The sequence below is a fragment of the Clostridium sp. CM038 genome (assembly GCF_055081105.1).
On record NZ_CM143651.1, the window covers coordinates 2,798,684 to 2,816,119 of the forward strand.

17 protein-coding genes are annotated in these 17,436 nt (G+C 30.5%); 1 reads left to right on the forward strand and 16 read right to left on the reverse strand.

The window, feature by feature from the left end:
• Positions 1 to 349 precede the first annotated feature (349 nt).
• From ACWJKS_RS12990 to ACWJKS_RS13000, 3 genes are all read right to left on the reverse strand, one after another.
• Positions 350 to 940: a GerMN domain-containing protein gene (locus ACWJKS_RS12990; RefSeq protein ID WP_462959723.1), complete on the reverse strand. Its 591-nt coding sequence runs from the start codon at positions 938 to 940 to the stop codon at positions 350 to 352.
• A 155-nt stretch (positions 941 to 1,095) separates the two neighbouring features.
• Positions 1,096 to 1,845 carry a hypothetical protein gene (locus ACWJKS_RS12995; RefSeq protein WP_462959724.1) on the reverse strand — a complete coding sequence of 250 codons (750 nt, stop codon included), beginning with the start codon at positions 1,843 to 1,845 and terminating at the stop codon, positions 1,096 to 1,098.
• A 106-nt stretch (positions 1,846 to 1,951) separates the two neighbouring features.
• Positions 1,952 to 4,264: a VIT and vWA domain-containing protein gene (locus tag ACWJKS_RS13000; RefSeq protein WP_462959725.1), complete on the reverse strand. Its 2,313-nt coding sequence runs from the start codon at positions 4,262 to 4,264 to the stop codon at positions 1,952 to 1,954.
• A 281-nt stretch (positions 4,265 to 4,545) separates the two neighbouring features.
• Between ACWJKS_RS13000 and ACWJKS_RS13005 the strand changes: the two genes are divergently transcribed.
• Positions 4,546 to 5,775 carry a 6-phosphofructokinase gene (locus tag ACWJKS_RS13005; protein ID WP_216301702.1) on the forward strand — a complete coding sequence of 410 codons (1,230 nt, stop codon included), beginning with the start codon at positions 4,546 to 4,548 and terminating at the stop codon, positions 5,773 to 5,775.
• 103 nt (positions 5,776 to 5,878) lie between these two features.
• On the opposite strand, the gene ACWJKS_RS13010 is transcribed toward ACWJKS_RS13005, so the two are convergent.
• The 13 genes from ACWJKS_RS13010 to ACWJKS_RS13070 all read right to left on the reverse strand — a co-directional run bounded on the left by ACWJKS_RS13010 (position 5,879) and on the right by ACWJKS_RS13070 (position 17,146).
• Positions 5,879 to 6,517, reverse strand: a complete 639-nt coding sequence (locus tag ACWJKS_RS13010; RefSeq protein ID WP_165411984.1) for a hypothetical protein — start codon at positions 6,515 to 6,517, stop codon at positions 5,879 to 5,881.
• A gap of 182 nt (positions 6,518 to 6,699) precedes the next feature.
• Positions 6,700 to 7,476: a prepilin peptidase gene (locus ACWJKS_RS13015; RefSeq protein WP_462959726.1), complete on the reverse strand. Its 777-nt coding sequence runs from the start codon at positions 7,474 to 7,476 to the stop codon at positions 6,700 to 6,702.
• Positions 7,477 to 7,785: 309 nt separating this feature from the next.
• A complete protein-coding gene (locus ACWJKS_RS13020; RefSeq protein WP_290441233.1) occupies positions 7,786 to 8,178 on the reverse strand; it encodes a prepilin-type N-terminal cleavage/methylation domain-containing protein in 393 nt (130 codons plus the stop codon).
• Positions 8,179 to 8,486: 308 nt separating this feature from the next.
• On the reverse strand, positions 8,487 to 8,996 hold the full coding sequence (locus ACWJKS_RS13025) for a DUF3267 domain-containing protein (protein WP_220320153.1): 510 nt from the start codon (positions 8,994 to 8,996) through the stop codon (positions 8,487 to 8,489).
• A 67-nt stretch (positions 8,997 to 9,063) separates the two neighbouring features.
• Positions 9,064 to 9,594, reverse strand: coding sequence for a PulJ/GspJ family protein (locus ACWJKS_RS13030; protein ID WP_165411987.1), 531 nt, complete (start codon positions 9,592 to 9,594; stop codon positions 9,064 to 9,066).
• 6 nt (positions 9,595 to 9,600) lie between these two features.
• Positions 9,601 to 9,975 carry a type II secretion system protein gene (locus ACWJKS_RS13035; RefSeq protein WP_462959727.1) on the reverse strand — a complete coding sequence of 125 codons (375 nt, stop codon included), beginning with the start codon at positions 9,973 to 9,975 and terminating at the stop codon, positions 9,601 to 9,603.
• A gap of 27 nt (positions 9,976 to 10,002) precedes the next feature.
• Positions 10,003 to 11,352: a hypothetical protein gene (locus ACWJKS_RS13040; protein ID WP_462959728.1), complete on the reverse strand. Its 1,350-nt coding sequence runs from the start codon at positions 11,350 to 11,352 to the stop codon at positions 10,003 to 10,005.
• A 14-nt stretch (positions 11,353 to 11,366) separates the two neighbouring features.
• Positions 11,367 to 12,053, reverse strand: a complete 687-nt coding sequence (locus ACWJKS_RS13045) for a hypothetical protein (RefSeq protein WP_462959729.1) — start codon at positions 12,051 to 12,053, stop codon at positions 11,367 to 11,369.
• 28 nt (positions 12,054 to 12,081) lie between these two features.
• Positions 12,082 to 12,609: a PilN domain-containing protein gene (locus ACWJKS_RS13050; RefSeq protein WP_462959730.1), complete on the reverse strand. Its 528-nt coding sequence runs from the start codon at positions 12,607 to 12,609 to the stop codon at positions 12,082 to 12,084.
• Positions 12,610 to 12,612: 3 nt separating this feature from the next.
• On the reverse strand, positions 12,613 to 13,641 hold the full coding sequence (pilM, locus tag ACWJKS_RS13055; RefSeq protein ID WP_462959731.1) for a type IV pilus assembly protein PilM: 1,029 nt from the start codon (positions 13,639 to 13,641) through the stop codon (positions 12,613 to 12,615).
• A gap of 94 nt (positions 13,642 to 13,735) precedes the next feature.
• A complete protein-coding gene (locus tag ACWJKS_RS13060; protein WP_220286010.1) occupies positions 13,736 to 14,131 on the reverse strand; it encodes a type II secretion system protein in 396 nt (131 codons plus the stop codon).
• Between the two features lie 77 nt (positions 14,132 to 14,208).
• On the reverse strand, positions 14,209 to 15,414 hold the full coding sequence (locus ACWJKS_RS13065; protein WP_462959732.1) for a type II secretion system F family protein: 1,206 nt from the start codon (positions 15,412 to 15,414) through the stop codon (positions 14,209 to 14,211).
• Between the two features lie 31 nt (positions 15,415 to 15,445).
• On the reverse strand, positions 15,446 to 17,146 hold the full coding sequence (locus tag ACWJKS_RS13070) for a GspE/PulE family protein (protein ID WP_462952863.1): 1,701 nt from the start codon (positions 17,144 to 17,146) through the stop codon (positions 15,446 to 15,448).
• Between the last annotated feature and the right edge of the window lie 290 nt (positions 17,147 to 17,436).

The following is a 17,436-nucleotide window of genomic DNA, read 5'->3' on the forward strand; positions in this document are numbered from 1 at the left end:
GTTGCCGCAGGTTTTATTAACTTATAACTAGGGGTTATTCTTAATCGAGAGATTGTTTTTGGCTCCCAAGGTGTTCTATATTGTCGAGCAAAGATGTATATATGTGCTGTAATGCTTGTATGTTGTTGAAAGATTACAAATAGGTGTGTAGGTATGTATATGGGTTGTAGCGAAGACTGTTCTAAGTTGTCAAATAATCCCTAGGGTTAAAAGGCAAGTTATTAGGTACATGAAAATAAATAACAAGTCAAATAGGCTAGCATATTGACTTGTTATTTGTTTAAATGTATTTATAATAAACTTGCCTTTTTGTTTTTCAGTAATCTATAAATCTGAAACCTTGTGGGTATTATTTTTTTATCATTTCTTTATTTTCACTCATAGGTTTACTAACATCATAATGGCCTTTGATAGTATCTACCTTTTTCCCGTCAACAAGAAATTGAACCTTTGTTATTCCTAATTCCTTATCTAAAACCAATGTGTTTATTATTGAAAATAAAGCCATTCCCTCACCTGCAGAGCCACCCTGCATTTTCTCACTTAAGTTACCTTTAAAATCAACATAAGCTATATGTTCTTTAATCTGCACATCTAGTACTTGTGCTCTAACAGGCAATGTTGCATACAATTTTCCTGCTCCTTCGCTCATTGCACTAGGTCCTTTTACTAATTCCTCTACGATAGATTTAGCTGTAGGCTTTGTTATATTTCTTTTCTCTCCTACTAAGTACATAGCTTGATCATCACTAAAATACAGCAGCACTTCACTACTTTTCACTTCTTCTTTAGGCTCTGATTTAGTTTCTTCTTTAGTTTCTGATTTAGTTTCTACTTTAGTAACTGCTTTTGGCTCCTCTTTTTTTACCTCAGATTTCCCACAAGCGACCAATGTAAATATTACCACACTACATAATATTACTGAAAGAATCCTCTTCATTTTTGTCACCTTCCTATTTACATCTCATGTAGCACATGCTACACGTATTGATTTTGATATTATATTAATCGTTGACAAAATATAAAAACATCTTAATTTCGTTAGCAATTATTTCTAATTATATCATAAATTATGATGTTATGTGACAATCTTTTTTAAAAATTAAGTTTCTCTAATTGTACATACCATTTAGAATATGCATTTCCATATCCATCTCTATAAGTGCCTTTTGAATCCTTCACCATAACTATTGCTCTTTTATTTATTTTATAAATGAACCCACTATATTTTTTACCTGCATTCACAAAACTCACCTTTTGTCCTGTTATTAAACCGTATTTTTGTGAAATTATCTCCTTTTGACTTGGCAATTGGTGATACACATCCGTATGGGCAAATAAGTTATTAACCATAGTTTTAAACCTAAGTTTTTTACAACTAGATTCTTTATAAATATGTAGTTCAATTAAATGGCATAATTCATGTTCTAATACTATTTGGAATGCCTCTAAGGAATCTTTTGTATTTATACCAGATACTATTTTGTCTCTGTCTACCTTATAATACTGAAAAAAGAATTTTATTCCCATCCTGATTTCATAACTTTCTTCTGCTTCCTGCAATAGTTTTATCTTTCTACTATACATAGTTTTTCCTGCAGCAGAAGTCATCCTAGTGGATAATGAAAAAATTAAGCTCCCTTTGAATCTTTTACTAAAGTAACCATAAAAAAATTCTTCATCATACAAATAGAATAAAATTTTCAAATCCTCATTTGACATGCATTGTATATTTCCATTTTTTACATTAATAGATCTTACTATAAATTTCTTTCTTATGCTATTTCTTTTTTCAATTATTTCTGACCTGCCATACTCTAAATCTTTTATATTTTCATTTATCATTGCCTTACTTCCTTATTCTTAGGTTGATTCATAAAAATAAGTAGTCAGTATATCCTGACTACTTATTTATTTCCATGTGCCTAATACTTAAAAACTCTAGTGAATTTTAAACAGTTTTTAAAATAGCGGTGTCAATTATAAAATTAAGTGTGTCTTTAGGCTCATTAGAACTTTCCCTTAACCTATTAATAAATTCATCTTGCATTTCAATTACATCAACATTCTGCAATTCAAATTTTTCTTTGATTTCATTAATTTTCTTATCAATATTTTCTTTGTGAAAAGATAGTGCTATATTCTTTTTAATAGCCAGTTTAAAAACTAACAATAAATTTAGGTATTCTTCTTTGTTTATTTCTAAATCATTCTTTCCTAATGCTCCATTTAAAAATTCTATAGATTTATTTAATTGATTAGTATACTTCTTAGTGTCTTCGCGGCCTATGATAAATGCTAATATAGCTTTTACAGTGTATTTTATATTTTTTTCTAATTTATCTTCCACATTAATACCAAAAGCTCCGCTGGCAAATTGGTTCGACGCCAAAATCCTTAATAACTCATTTCTTTGAAAATTAGAATATTTATCATTGCCTTCTTTTAGTTTTAATAAATCTTTATAATAAAATGCTGTTGATTCAGAGTCTTCATCTAAACTTTCACAGGAAATCCCTAATTTTTTCGTTGTTTTAACTGGTAAAATCTCTCTTATTCTTATTCCTATTATTGGATCTTCCATCTCTTCATAAAGAATAAAAGAAGTTTCTTTGCAAATTATACCAACCTTTTTAGAAATTTCAACAATTTTATTGCTCATTGCATCACGAAGTTCCCCTCGTTCATACTTGACTCTGTGTTGAAGAGATTCTATACGTTTTTTGTACCACATTTTTTCAATTAAATTCACATTTTCTTCTAGTTCAAGTTCATTAAGCATAATTATTCTTTGAATTCTATTGTTACCAACTTTTCCTTTTAAAGTTACAACACCGCCCACTTCTCCTTTAATTTTAGCAAAAATTGAAAATGGTTCTTTATCATACATATATTCAATAGTTCTTGGGAATGTTGTTTCCACATTCATTTTACCCCAATCAATTTCAATGTCAGTAATTTGAGGATTTTTGATTCTATTAAATTGTCTAAGCACCTTATCTTCAATTCTCTCATCTGAGGAAATAACTTCTGCAGCACCATAGCTAATACGAGCTAATTTATTTATGAAATAACTGTTTACTGAAGTATCTATTCCAAAAGTAAATATTCGGCTTTCTTTAATGTTCTCTTCCACAAAATTCAATATTTCTTTTTCATTTTCAACCACATCATCTGTAAATAAGAATATTATATTTTCTTCTTTTTCACTTTTCCCAAGTAGTGCATATTTTATTGCATCAAAAATTGCTGCATCTTTTTCTGTTGTAAGTTCTTCAATCCACTTGCTAGCACTGCTTAAATTTTCTTCGTTAAACTCAACCCTCATCTCTTTAGAGAAGTAATTAAGCTTATCTCCAAACGCTGCAATATTAAAGGTATCTCCTAGTGTTAAATTTCTTAAACATAGTTGAAGCGCATTTTTACCTTCTATTAACTTATCTTCATCCATTGATATATCCAACAGCAATATATAATTTTCTCCAGTCGGTTTTTGTTCTATTTCAATCTCTGGTATAAACCTTAAATATAAAATCCCCTTATCATCTCTCGGATAATCATATATCATTCCTGTAGTTTCTAATTTTTCTTGCTCTTCTAGTATTATTTCTAAATCTTGATCCATTTTTTGATTTTTTCCATCTAACGTTACTTTATATAAATTATTTTCTTCATATTCAACCTTGAGTTTATGCGAAGAACATTTAAATTTTAATTTTGTTAAGGATTCAACTAATAGGCTTAAAGTGAACTTATAATTTTCATTGGTGCTACTATCTTTATTAGATAGTAAATTATTATTAGTAGAAAGATTTATTGGAGTTATTATAGTTGGAATAATTAATTTTAAGTTTCTATTTTCATAACTAAGTTCTTCTATATAAGACACTTTAATTTTCACAACTTCATTAGGAATTATCTTGCCAATAAATATTCTAACTATATTATCTTTAAATTCTTCCAGCATAAAAGTGTTATTATCTTTTCCCTTAAGATTTTCGTATAGTTTATTTGCTTCTTCCTTATCTTGTATTAATCCCTTTATAGTCCTACCGCCAAGCACTGCTTCAAAACCAGATATTACAGCTCCATCTGGAATTGGGAAAGTATAAATTGCTTCTACATTATTGCTTCCTTTATTCTCATATACATGGTCAATAGTATACTCCGCAAATTCCCCACATAAATTTCCTCTTATATTAACTTCTTTTAAAATTATATTATTTTTCAATTCTTTTTTATGTTTATTTTTATTAATCGACATTGTATCCCTCCTGATTTTAATACCAAAAACTTCACAGAATTTTTAAAATATTATATATATATTTTATCATTAATTTCAAAATTAGTCTTCGAATTTTTGCAACAATTTTATTATTAAACGAAACTTCTAATAGTTCTATAGATTTTCGTCTTTTTTTTTAACATCACCTGTTACGCTATAATACTGGCTTGTTATTTGTTTTTATGTGCATTATAATAAATAGGTATGTGCTATAAGAACATACTATTAATTTAAGTTCTATTGAAAGGGGAGATTCTCTAATGAAAAATTGTATCGTAGCGCAATCAGGAGGTCCAACTTCCGTAATAAATGCTAGTGCTATAGGATTACTAGACGCAAATATAAATTCTCACTATTATGATAATGTTTATGCTGGTATATATGGAATACAAGGTATTTTAGACAACCACATTGTAAACCTATCCACCATTAACTATGATGATGTTAAAGGATTAAAATACACGCCTTCCTCTGGTCTTGGTTCTTGCAGATATAAATTAAAACCATTTGAAAAAAGCACCGAGGAATACATAAAACTCTTTGAAATATTAGAAGAATATGAAATAAAAACATTCTTCTATATCGGGGGGAATGATTCACAAGATACTGTTCATAAATTTAGCGTTTACGCAACTGAGCATAATAAGGATATAAAATTTATTGGCATTCCTAAAACAATAGATAATGATCTACCAATTATGGATCATACCCCAGGCTTTGGAAGCGCAGCTAAACTAATTGCCACTCAAGTTCTTGAAAACTTCCTAGATGCCAGTGTTTATCCTGCAAAAGGGGTTTTCATACTTGAAACTATGGGACGTGATACTGGGTGGCTCGCTGCTAGTGCTTGCCTTGCAACTATTAACGGTAAACCTGCCGCGGATTTTATATATCTACCAGAAGTAGCTTTTGATGTAGAGAAATTTTTGAAAGATGTCAGTAAAAAACTTACTGAAAAAAATCATGTTTTCGTAGTAGTATCTGAGGGCATCCGAACTAAAGAAGGTAAATTCTTAGGTGAAATGGGAGCAACATGCCTCGATAAATTTGGTCATGTTCAATTAGGTGGTGTTTGTGCCTACCTTAAGGATTTAATTTTAACTACGAGTACCGCTGAAAAAGTTAGAGTTTTAGAACTTTCTACAACTCAACGTTGTTCAATGCACTGTGCATCTCAAACAGATATTGATGAAGCATATGAAGTAGGAAAAGCCGCTGCTATTTATTCTATAGATGGAATAAGCGGAAATATGATAGGTATAAGAAGACTTTCAAACGATCCTTACACCTCTGCAACTTTTGCGCTCGATACTGTACATGTTGCAAATAACATAAAATACTTCCCTTTGGAATGGATAAATTCGGAAGGTAATAATGTTACGCGCGACGCATACGAATACACCTTGCCATTAATAATGGGGGAACCAAAAATATCAATAGAAAATGGTCTTCCTAAATATACATTTTTAGAAGAATCCTTTAAATTTTAAAACAAAACCGTAACAAGGTTAGTTTAATATTTCCTAAAGGTAATAAAAAAGGTAGATATTTTTGCTGTTGCAGAAATATCTACCTTTTTAGCTTTTAACTATCCTATGATAACGGGTTCTCATTACCATATTTAAAATAAATTAATGAATTTAAAAATCTCTGGTATTTATTAATTTCAGAACTAACTTCGCGTCCTCTAAATATTACTATTGAAATAACTTCCCATAAAAATACCCAGCCGCCTATGTTAAATCCTTGTTGCAATGTTTCTAAGATTATGTTTTCACCAACTATTGTACCTAAAAAAATAGACATTGCTAGTAAACTAAATGATGAAACTAAATATTTGAATAACCTACTATAATTCCCCTTTAAAACTCTAATTTCTTGATGCAAATAAAAGGAATAATAAGTTTTAATACCTGCAATTAACAATTCTTCTCTGGTTACATCTTTTCCCTCTTTAGGTAAGTAGAAACATATATCTACTCCATGTTTAGCCGGAATATCTTCAAAACAGTTTTCAAGAAAAAGTGCTAAATCCGGATCCATATCTCTTTTTCTAAAAGGAGCACGATCCCATTCATTAAATATGTCAGTGTATTTATCTATAGCTACCTGTATAACATAATTTCCTGTACTAGTATTTTTCTCGTAAATTTTTTGAAGATAATCACTTTTTTTAGCTTTCATGGGTTTTTCCTTTCCTCTATTATTCATGTTCTGCAAAATGTTTTGCATATTATCAACCTTCCATAACCGATTCAGTTATGACTTATTATACAACTTTTATTCACAAGAGCCAAAGGTCGCCATTCTAGGTAGTTTAGCGATTACCTAAACTATTCGAGTAATCCTCTAGTTTTCATTAAAGTCCTTATGTTTAGACTGTCATTTGCAAATATTTGAAATTTTACAGTTAATTATAAAATTAAATTCAAGTACCAGTTTAAAATTTTATCACCCCAAATTATCATTAAAAAAGCGGCTATTATAATAGATGGAGCAAAGGGCATTTCTGCTCTACCATTCTTTTTCTTGAATCTCATTAAATAAACACCAATGATTCCCCCAATTATAAAAGAAAAGAACATCATCGCAATGGTTAGTTTAAACCCTAAAAACAAACCACAAAGCCCGCAAATCTCTGCATCTCCCCAACCCATACCCTCTGTCCCAAGAATAAGTTTTGACAATAATATAATAAAGGTAATTGTACCTGCTCCGAGTATCCCTCCATAAATGTAGGTAACTATTGATTGTCCCATGTAGATATTCACTCCTAGTAAAACAATACCCATAGCAACAGCCAACCATGTTGTAGTGGTATATACTTCCATAGTATCATAATCTATCATAGCTATAACTATTAAAAAAGGTATAAGTATTAAATACCGTGCTAGATAAATACTGGCTCCATATTGAAAATAAGTTAATAAAAAAAATATAGCTGTTGTAATTTCTACCAGTGCATATCTGCTAGATATCCTCTCTCCGCAATTTCTACATTTGCCCCTTAAAAAAATCCAACTGAATACTGGTATAAGATCATAAGGTTTAATATCACTGCCACAAGAAGTACAGTGCGATGCTGGGTATGCTATATTTTCTCCTTTTGGAATTCTATATATACATACATTTAAAAAACTTCCTATTAATAATCCTAAGATAAAAATAATTATTCCGAAAATACTTTCCATAGGTAGAACCTCCTTGAATTTGCTTTTATATTTAAATACAAAGAAGCATTTATATTAATCTATTTTAATATAAGTTTTTAACTCTATTGTATTTATTTTCATTATTACTTTAACATATATAAGCAAATAATAACATTCAAAATATAAATTAATGATAATTAAATCCACAAAATAAGATGTTTTAGGAGGATTACTTTAATATAAAGTTTTTTCAAATATTAATGCAACGTAATCTTGTGAATGTCTAATAATTCAAAGTCCAAAGTCATTAAAACTTTGGACAAATAAATAAGACTACAGATATGCTTATTATTTTGCGGGAGGATAAACTCCCTTTTGTTTAGGATACAACTGGGCGCCGCCAACTGTAACAAAAACATTGTCATTACCATCGATTTCAACAAAAAACTCACCATCAGTAACTGCCTTAACATCAGGCTCTACTTGAAGATAATCCGTTATTTCTTTGCCTAAATGACTTGGTTTAAAGTAAGTTGCTTTTGTTATGCCATCCTTAGCAATAAGAGTATTTGTGGCATCACCAATAACCTTTGCGCTAGCTACATCAACTTTTGCTTTAGCATCCTTTTGTACCCCACTAAACTTAGGCACCGCAATTGCCGCTAAAATCCCAATAATTGAAATTACAATTATTAGTTCAATTAGGGTAAATCCTTTTTTCTTTTTAACATTTTTCATCATTCTTTGTTTCCCCTTTTGTTATCTTTTTATTTTAACTCCTTTTGAGAGCTAATAACTTTTAATTGAGTTGAGTTTTACATGTGAGACCCGCTTTATAGGACTCTGTATTTCTTCCATAAATAAGTAGCCAATTTATAGAAGAACTATAAACTGACTACCATGGTTATATTCACAATGTTATCCTTATTTATTATTTATATACATATTTGCATACATCAGTTTCTGCTCACATTAGTTAAGTAAAAGAAATCTAGATGCTATTAAAAAAATAGGAACGCTATGGACTGCTATTTCAACCCATGGCTTTCCTACACTACATCAAATCCATATTTTTTATCAACTATTTTACTATTAAAGTCATACCTTATTAGCTTAAAAGACATATACAAGTCCCCTGAAGCTCCTAGTAAATTAATCAGGAATATTATACCTCCCAGCCAAATAGGTAGCAATAATGTTATAATAGACAGTACTGTTAAAGGTGCCATAAGGATGATTAGAAATTTAGTGCGATCTATAGGTAGCTCAGATATTTCCTGGGTATATGCATAAATGCCTTTGAATCCATACCTAACTTTACCACCAAAAGCTAAAAATGCTAATCCATGTATACTCTCATGGACAATTGATATAGGAATCATAAGAAGCAACACATATATGTAAAAATTAATGATTAAGTTTGACGTTGGGTAAAAAATAAAAGGTTTTAGAAAGAAATTATCTAGTATGTTATTTGCGCTACTCCCCAGGAGCTTTACGGTTATAAATGTTATTAAAATGCATATTACATGCGTTTTCCACGTAATTTTAAAAGACATGCCATCACCTCTTTTGAAAGTGTTGACATGTCTTTAAATTGTTAAACTATTTTTATTATTTATTACTTTAATTATTTGCATAATATATAGTTGGTGTACTGGCGCTAGGTAACACAACCGTACTTATGTTATCAAGTACAACTTCATATGTTACACTATAATTTTGTCCGTTAGCATTATTTGTTACTTTATACTTTAGCATCCCCTTATCCGTAGCAGTCAAAAAAGATAAATCTGTTAGCATATCACCTATGGTTATTTCACTGACTAAAGTTTCATCACTATTTTTCCTTACTTGCTTTACTAAGTGATTACCTGTGTATGCTAATACATAATAATTAACATTCACATTTTGTTCTTTAACAATTGTTTTGTCACTATTTATTATTTTAGCACTTCTAATATCTTTTTTAATATAATCTCCAACTAGTCTAACAACTTGTTGATTATTCATTTGTATATTAGTTTTTTTGAAATATCTATTTCCAAAATCTCCAATAGAAAAAATTAAAGCTATAGCCATTATCATTATTGGAATTGTTACAACCAATTCCAATAGTGTAAATCCCTTTTTATGAAAGCCCTTATTTTGATTCATTTAATATTACTCTCCTCTAAGCACTTCATCCAACGGAACAAAGGTAGATAGCGTTGTTTGGTTGTCGCCACTTTTATCAAAAGTAAACACCGTACCTTTAATGCTTCCAGGTGTTAGTATCATTATGCCCTCAGAATTTTTCAACGTCATTGGAATCATCTTGCTTGTTTGAACTACACCTGTAGTCGAATTACCTTTTATTGCATTCCCAATTATATTTTCAGCAGAAGAAACATTTATAGTCCTATTACCATTAACATGAATGTTTTTTAAGCTACCTGTAATAACTGGTAAAAATGTAACTAATACTATTGAAATTATTGCAAGCGAAGCGATTTCTTCTACTAATGTAACCCCGCTTTGTTTTGAAACAGTTTTCATAAACTCACTTCCTAAAAATAATTTTTTTTATTTCCAATACGAGATTTCGTATCTATCTGAATTAACAGATAAAGGTGGCAGATCGCTAGGTAACTTTATTACAAATCCGCTATTAGTGACGGTAACTGTATTTCCAATAACAGCGCCTGTAATCTTTCCACTATTTAAAGTAATATCTGCATTAGGTGCATATAAAATTTGTGAACCTAAAAAGCTTCCACCATCAAAAAGAATGGATGTTCCTATGGAGGTTAAATTTCCTATAATCACACCTGATCCAGTTAATATAATCTCCCCTGTGCCCCATGTTACAGAACCATAAATATGAGTTTCAGCATCCATAGTAAATGGAGTAGTATTGTTACAATAAAATTGTAATTTGTTTTTATCTCCATTTGATTTTCCATCGCTGTTAACATATCCTTTTAGGTTAGTACAATAGTCCACATATATATTAACTTTATTACCTCCAGTAATTACAATTTTACCTTGTTTCATGTTTAAATTTTTTATTCTTATATTTCTATCCCCTGTACTTGTATTAATAGTTAGAGTAGTGTCATCTAATATTTCAATTTTTTCATAACATCCATCAGTGCTAATATTTACGCTACTAGCACCATTAATCGTAATATTACCCATATTTGCAAGACCATTTGGGAATCTTGGCATAACTGGCGTTGGGTAATTTCCAACAACAGTGTTAGGTGAATTCTCTACGGGTACAAGTTTAATCCAATTTCCTTGCTTTTTAACTACTGCACCTTCTAATTCACCATTGTTCCCAGTATTAGGAATTATAATTTTATGACCGCTAGTAATTACATCCTTATAATACTTAATTGAATTAGCAGCTATAGAGTTGGTCCCAATATCTCCATCCACACTACCGCCATTAAGAATAATACTACTATTAGCAAAAATAGCTGTTGTAATGATTGTAGGTGATATAGTATTTTTAAGAACAACTGTAACTGTATCTGTAATATATTTTGGACTTCCACCGGAGTCTTTACCATTATTAACTTTACCTGTTGATTTAATTAGTAATTTTCCATTTGTTATAGTCGGTATTGTTATGTTGAAATTACCATTACCAAAAATAGTATTATCAGAATGGAGTGGAAGTTGAGATACCAATGTACTCACATCCTTACTGTTCATAGATTCTATATATTTAGCCGCGGCTTCCGCCCCCGCTCTTGCTATATAATATGCTTGTGTCTTTTTTTCTTGATTTCTTGCATTGTTAGCTTCCCAAACTACACTAGTTCCTAAAGCCGAACACAAGATAAGTAAAACACCAACTATAGCAATTACCAGTAATAAAGAAGATCCCTTGTGCTTTTGTAACTTTATATCTCTGCTCCTAGACACTAATATCAAACCCCTTAATTAAACAAATTGCTTTTCCCAACATTGTCATCCTTAAAATCATAGCTTGGTTTGTTTTTAATAGTACCTTCAGTAGAATAGTAGTTCAAAACAATAGTTGCTTGTGGCCCCTTGCTTTCTCCCTGTGCTGAAGACATACTTATATCAACTATCTCAGCCAATCTACTATCCCCTTCTATGTCACTAATGAAACTTAAAACAGATGAATAATCACCGCTAATTATAACAGTTACTGGTACAAACATTAATTTCTGATTAGTACTGTCAATAGAACTATCTACTTCATTGGCATTTGCAGTGATGTTCGCAGAATTATTCACACTACTTTTGGAAGAATAATTTACACTTTGCCCAAAGGCAACAGAAATTAGTTTAATTTTATTCTTAGTGGCAAAAGAATTTATGCTATAAGATATCTCAGGATTTCTTTCATTTTCAGGAAGCACCTTTACTGATTCATTATATATATTTTTAATATCTTCTAGCTTTTCAGTATTACTTATATTTGAACCATTAAATTTTTCAATCGAATCACATTCTATCTTTTTATCACTTATGCTTTGATTTACAATCTTTATTTTTTGACTTATTGGTTTTAGAAAAAGATTGTAATATGGATACAAGATTACTAAAATGGTTCCTACTATAACCAGAAGTTTCTCTCTCTTACTAAAATTGCTCAATAAAATCACCTCAAAATTCTAAATATTTCTATTCACTTATCTCTATAGTAAATGTATACCCTTTTGTCTTAATATCAGAGTTATTTATGTTACCAATTTTAGCTATTGGATACTCAACTGACATTTGAAGATTTGCAGCAAAAGTGCTAATTGAAGCATAATTTGTTGAAGCTCCACCTATCATTATTGTTCCCTTTGAATAATTAATATCTGTAAGTGATACATCAACCGGAATATATTTTTCAAGATTTTTAATTTTGTTTGTGACACTTACCTTTTGCTTTATTAATAAATCTACTTCATTATTATATAAGTTATAGTTTTTAATATCTGACAAAATCTTTTTGTTTTCTTGAACGACTTCGTAATTGTCAGCAATTTCAGTTTTAAAATCCGATTCATCTGAAATAAGCTTATTCAAATAAAGCTTCGGGACATATACAATTGTAAAGAGTATTGCAAGAACTATAATTCCCATGGAAATATAGTTCTTGCTTTTTAATTTCCTCTCTCTTTTAACCTTTAGTTCGTAGGGTATTAAATTTAATTCAGACATGAGTTACTCCTTTCTAAGTAAAAGGCCTAGGGTGCCAATAAAATGTTTTATATTGCATTCAGTAGGAATTATTGTCTTCACTCCAATACTCTTAGCATCATCTAAAATATATACAGAGCAGTTAAAATAATTACTAACGTATTCACTTAAACCATTAATTACACAACCTCCGCCAATTAAATATATACTATCCAAATTACCCTTAGTTTTACCTATTGTAAAGAAAGTGACTATTTTTTCTAAAGATAATAAAACATTATTAAAAAGTGCTTTTATTCTGCCTTCAAGTTCATTATCATCTTTATTTTCTATAAAATTAATATTTTTTTCTAAATATTCAAATGCACTAATGTGCTCAATGTTTTCTTTTTTAATAATTTCCTTGAGTATATTATTTACACCAAATGGAATTTCTCTTTCAATAAAAAGTTTTCCTTTATCTAATATTATTATATTGGTATTGTTACTACCAATATCTATAACACCAATATTCTCTGATGAAGTACTCTTTTTTGAAGCATCTTTAAACACTCTTCGTGCACAGTTAGAAGAAATATCTATTGCTACAATCTCTAAATTTAACATTTGAGAAATTTTAACTAATTGGTTGATTTTTTCTTTAGGTACAGCCGAAACTAAAAGTCTTAATGCTTTTTTTTCTGAGGTATCTATTTTCTCTATAATTTCATAATCGATAGTGTATTCGCTTATATCTCTTGGGAGATACTGATTCATTTCCCATTCAAGTGAAGTTTTTATTCCTCTATCATCCATTATTGGCATTTCTGTATGTCTTGATATAACCTCTTGTCCATGGATAGTAAAGGCAATCTCCTTTGTTCTAATGTTGTTCTTCTTTAAAAACACTCCAAGTGAATCCTTGATTTCTTCAAGATTCACTATTTTATCATCTTTAATGCTACCCTCTGAGGTTTTTATAGTTTCAAATAACTTAACTTCTTTTTTATTACCTATCATTATTTTCATACTGGTAGAACCTAAGTCTAGAGCAATTCTATCCTTTTCAAACACTTAATTCACCTCATGTTTAGTAATAAAATTTCATTCAATAATAAGCTTAACCAAAGCATTGAATCACCTTGATTAAGCTAAAAACCTTAAATTATTAGTTAGATGTTACCATTCCATTACTATCAAGAATTATATGATCTTTGCCAGCAGCTGCAATCACCTTTAATTGTGCTAATGTTGTCACCTCAGAAAATTCACTAGGTTTTACCTCTATAACTTTTCCAGTTCCAGTTCCTATAATTGCATCTAATCCAAGTTTAAAAGTACCTGTATCTGCAATTTGTGCAGTTTCATGATCAGCATTGTAGGCTGCTGCTGCATTCACTATAATTTTAGCATCCGATATAGCCTTAGCTTTCTTAGCACTGTCGGAATAGCCTGTAATTTTTGGCACCAAAATAGCACCTAGTATAGCAAGTATTGCTATAACTGCAATAAGCTCGATAAGTGTAAATCCTTTTTTCTTCTTTTTAATAATCGTTTCAATCATTTTATAATTCCTCCCTTTTCATATAATATTTATATTCATCAAAGTATTAGCTTTGATAATTATCAAATTTAGACCCTTTAGACCCCTACTGCATCATACATGCCAAAGATAGGTAGTATTATTGATACCACTATAAATCCGACTACCATTGCTAATCCTATTATTATAAGGGGTTCTATTAAAGCAGTCATTTGTGCTGTAGCGTTCGCTACCTCATCATCATAAAAATCAGCCGTTTTCTTTAAGACCTCATCCATATTACCAGATTCTTCACCTATTTTAATCATTTGAGTAAGCATCAGTGGAAAGATTTCCCTAGTTGACAAAGCATCACCAAGACCTATCCCTTTTTTAACTTCTTCTTTAATAGAAAAAAGTATATCACTAATTGTTCTACTATTAAGGACCTTCGCGCAGGTTTCTAAACTTTCAATCATTGGTACTCCACTAGATAAAAGTATTCCAAATGTTCTAGCAAATCTAGCTGTTACAATCTTCAAATATAGCTTCCCAAATATAGGCATTTTCATAGTATATCTATCATTTCTCAATTTTCTCTTACCCTTATTGCCCAAAATTTTAAACAATAGAAAAGTAAATAACATAATTAAAGTTACAGCTATTATATTTTCTCTAAAAAAATTACTGATGCCCATAACAATTTTAGTAGGAAGTGGAATTTTTCCTCCTGCGTCTATAATCATATTTGTAAATGTAGGCACCACAAAGATTACAATCCCAGTTACAACAATAAATGAAAAAATAACAATAACCTTTGGATATGTTATGGCCTGCTTTATTTTTTGCTGTAGTTTATGCTCATTCTCATAATACTTAGCTAATGTTCCCAAAATTGTGTCCAAATTCCCGCTAGTTTCTCCAACCTCAACCATATTTACTAGCATATCTGGAATATCTTTGTGTTCTCTAAGGGATATTGAAAAAGTTTTACCCTTTTGTATCTCTTCGCTCACAACATATAAAACTTTTTTAAGCTTTGGATTTTCTGTCTGTTCTTTAACTATATCTACAGCCTTAACTATACTGATTCCCGCAGAAACTATAACTGAAAACTGTCTGCAAAATATTGATATATCCTTTGTACTAACCATTTTAAGAGAGCTTAAATCTACATTTAAGGATTTCTTATATTCTTTTATTCTAACAGGATAATAGCTTTTCTCTCTAAGCATCATAGTTACAGCTCTTTCATTTGAGGCCTCCATTTTACCTTTTAATGAAACACCTTGAACGTTTTTTGCCTCATATACGAAAACCGGCACTCGTACACCCCCTTTATAGTTAGCACGACTGCTAACTATCCTTTGAAAAAGCTATTTTTATTAATTCATCTATTGTAGTTTCACCACTATAAACCAGCTCCTCACAGGACTTTTTAAGGGTTTTCATTCCATTTCTAATGCTTATATCTTTAATTTGATCTATGCTTTTGTTAAGTAGAATGCTTTCCCTTATTTCTCTAGTAATTTCCATAATCTCATAGACACCTGTTCTGCCCGAAAACCCACTGTTATTACAGTAGGTACAACCCTCGCCCTTATAAAGCTTTAGCGTCTCTTGCTCTTCTAATCCTAATATTGTTTTTTCATAACTACTAGCTTCGAAAGAAGTTTTACAGTGCTTACATATCCTCCGCACAAGTCTTTGTGAAATAACTCCACTTACCGAAGTTGCCACTAGGTATGGTTCTATTCCCATGTCCGAAAGTCTTACTACTGCTGAGGCCGCATCGTTGGTATGAATAGTGCTTAAAACCAAATGTCCTGTAATAGCGGACCTAATCGCTATTTCTGCTGTTTCACTATCTCTGATTTCACCTATCATTATTATATCTGGATCTTGTCTTAAAATAGATCTAAGGCCTGACGCAAAGGTTAGTCCCGCCTTAATATTCACATTAACTTGATTTATATCATCTATTAAGTATTCTACTGGGTCTTCTACAGTTATAATATTAGTATTTTCCTTATTCAAATCACTTAAAATACTATATAACGTGGTAGACTTACCACTTCCTGTAGGCCCCGTTACTAAAATAATACCGTAAGGGCTTTTAATTATACCCTCTACCTTTTCTAAGTCATCTTTACTTAATCCTAGTTGCTTCTTAGATTTAAGAAAGTTTTCTCTGTCAAGCACTCTAATAACCACTTTCTCTCCATAAACCGTAGGAAGAATAGATACGCGAAGATCGTAATCTTTTTTCTCTATATTCATTAGTATTCTTCCATCTTGAGGAAGTCTTTTCTCTGCTATATTCATGTTACCAAGTATTTTTATTCTTGTTACCAATGCAGCTAAGGTTTCCTTGGGAGACTTCAATACTTCATGAAGCTCACCATCGATTCTATATCTAACCCTAACATACTCATCAAATGGTTCTATGTGAATGTCACTAGCCCTGCTTTTTACTGCATTTTTAACTAGAGAATCTACAAGCCTTACCGCAGGAGCATTCTTAATGTTTTCAAGACTATCAGATTCCTCCACGCTAAGTCCCTTTATATCACTTTGAGTTTGAGATTTTACTAGTTCATTTGCTGCCTTTTGAACATATTGCGACGAGTAATATCTATCTATAGACTTTTTAATGGCTGTTTGAGTTGTAATTAAAGGTTCTACCTCGTAACCTGATGATATGCCCACATCATCGATTGCAAACACATTTAATGGGTCTGCCATAGCAACTTTGATTTTATTGTCTTCTATATCTATAGGAATCAAATTGTATCTAAGAGCTAGACTTTCAGATATACATTTAACTGCTTCCATATTTACAACAGTTCTTTCTAAATCTACTCTCATAATTCCTAGTTGTATTTCAAGTACATCTATTATTACATCTTCCGTTAAAATATTGTCCTCTATAAGTTGTTCTCCAAGTCTTTTCCCAGATATTCTTTGTTTTTTCAAAACTGATCTCAACTGTTCTTCAGTTATTTTCTTGGTTTGAACAAGTATATATCCTAATTTCTGTTTATTTTGAAGACTCATATTTCCCCACTCCTAATCATGTTTTCACTGTTATTAAATTTCTCATTAATAGCTTCATAACACATTATATAATATTTAGTACGCTAAATTTAAATACCACTCTGTCAGTATATGTACTCATATTAAAAATATTTACGGATTTTTTATTTTTTTTAAATCCAATCACAATACCCGCCATCAGTGCATTCCTTATTTTGCAAATTATATGCATAGTTTTTTATGAATATTCAACATAATTATAAAGAAAACGTTAATTTTGGGGGATAAATTAATATCCCTATATCTCCTTT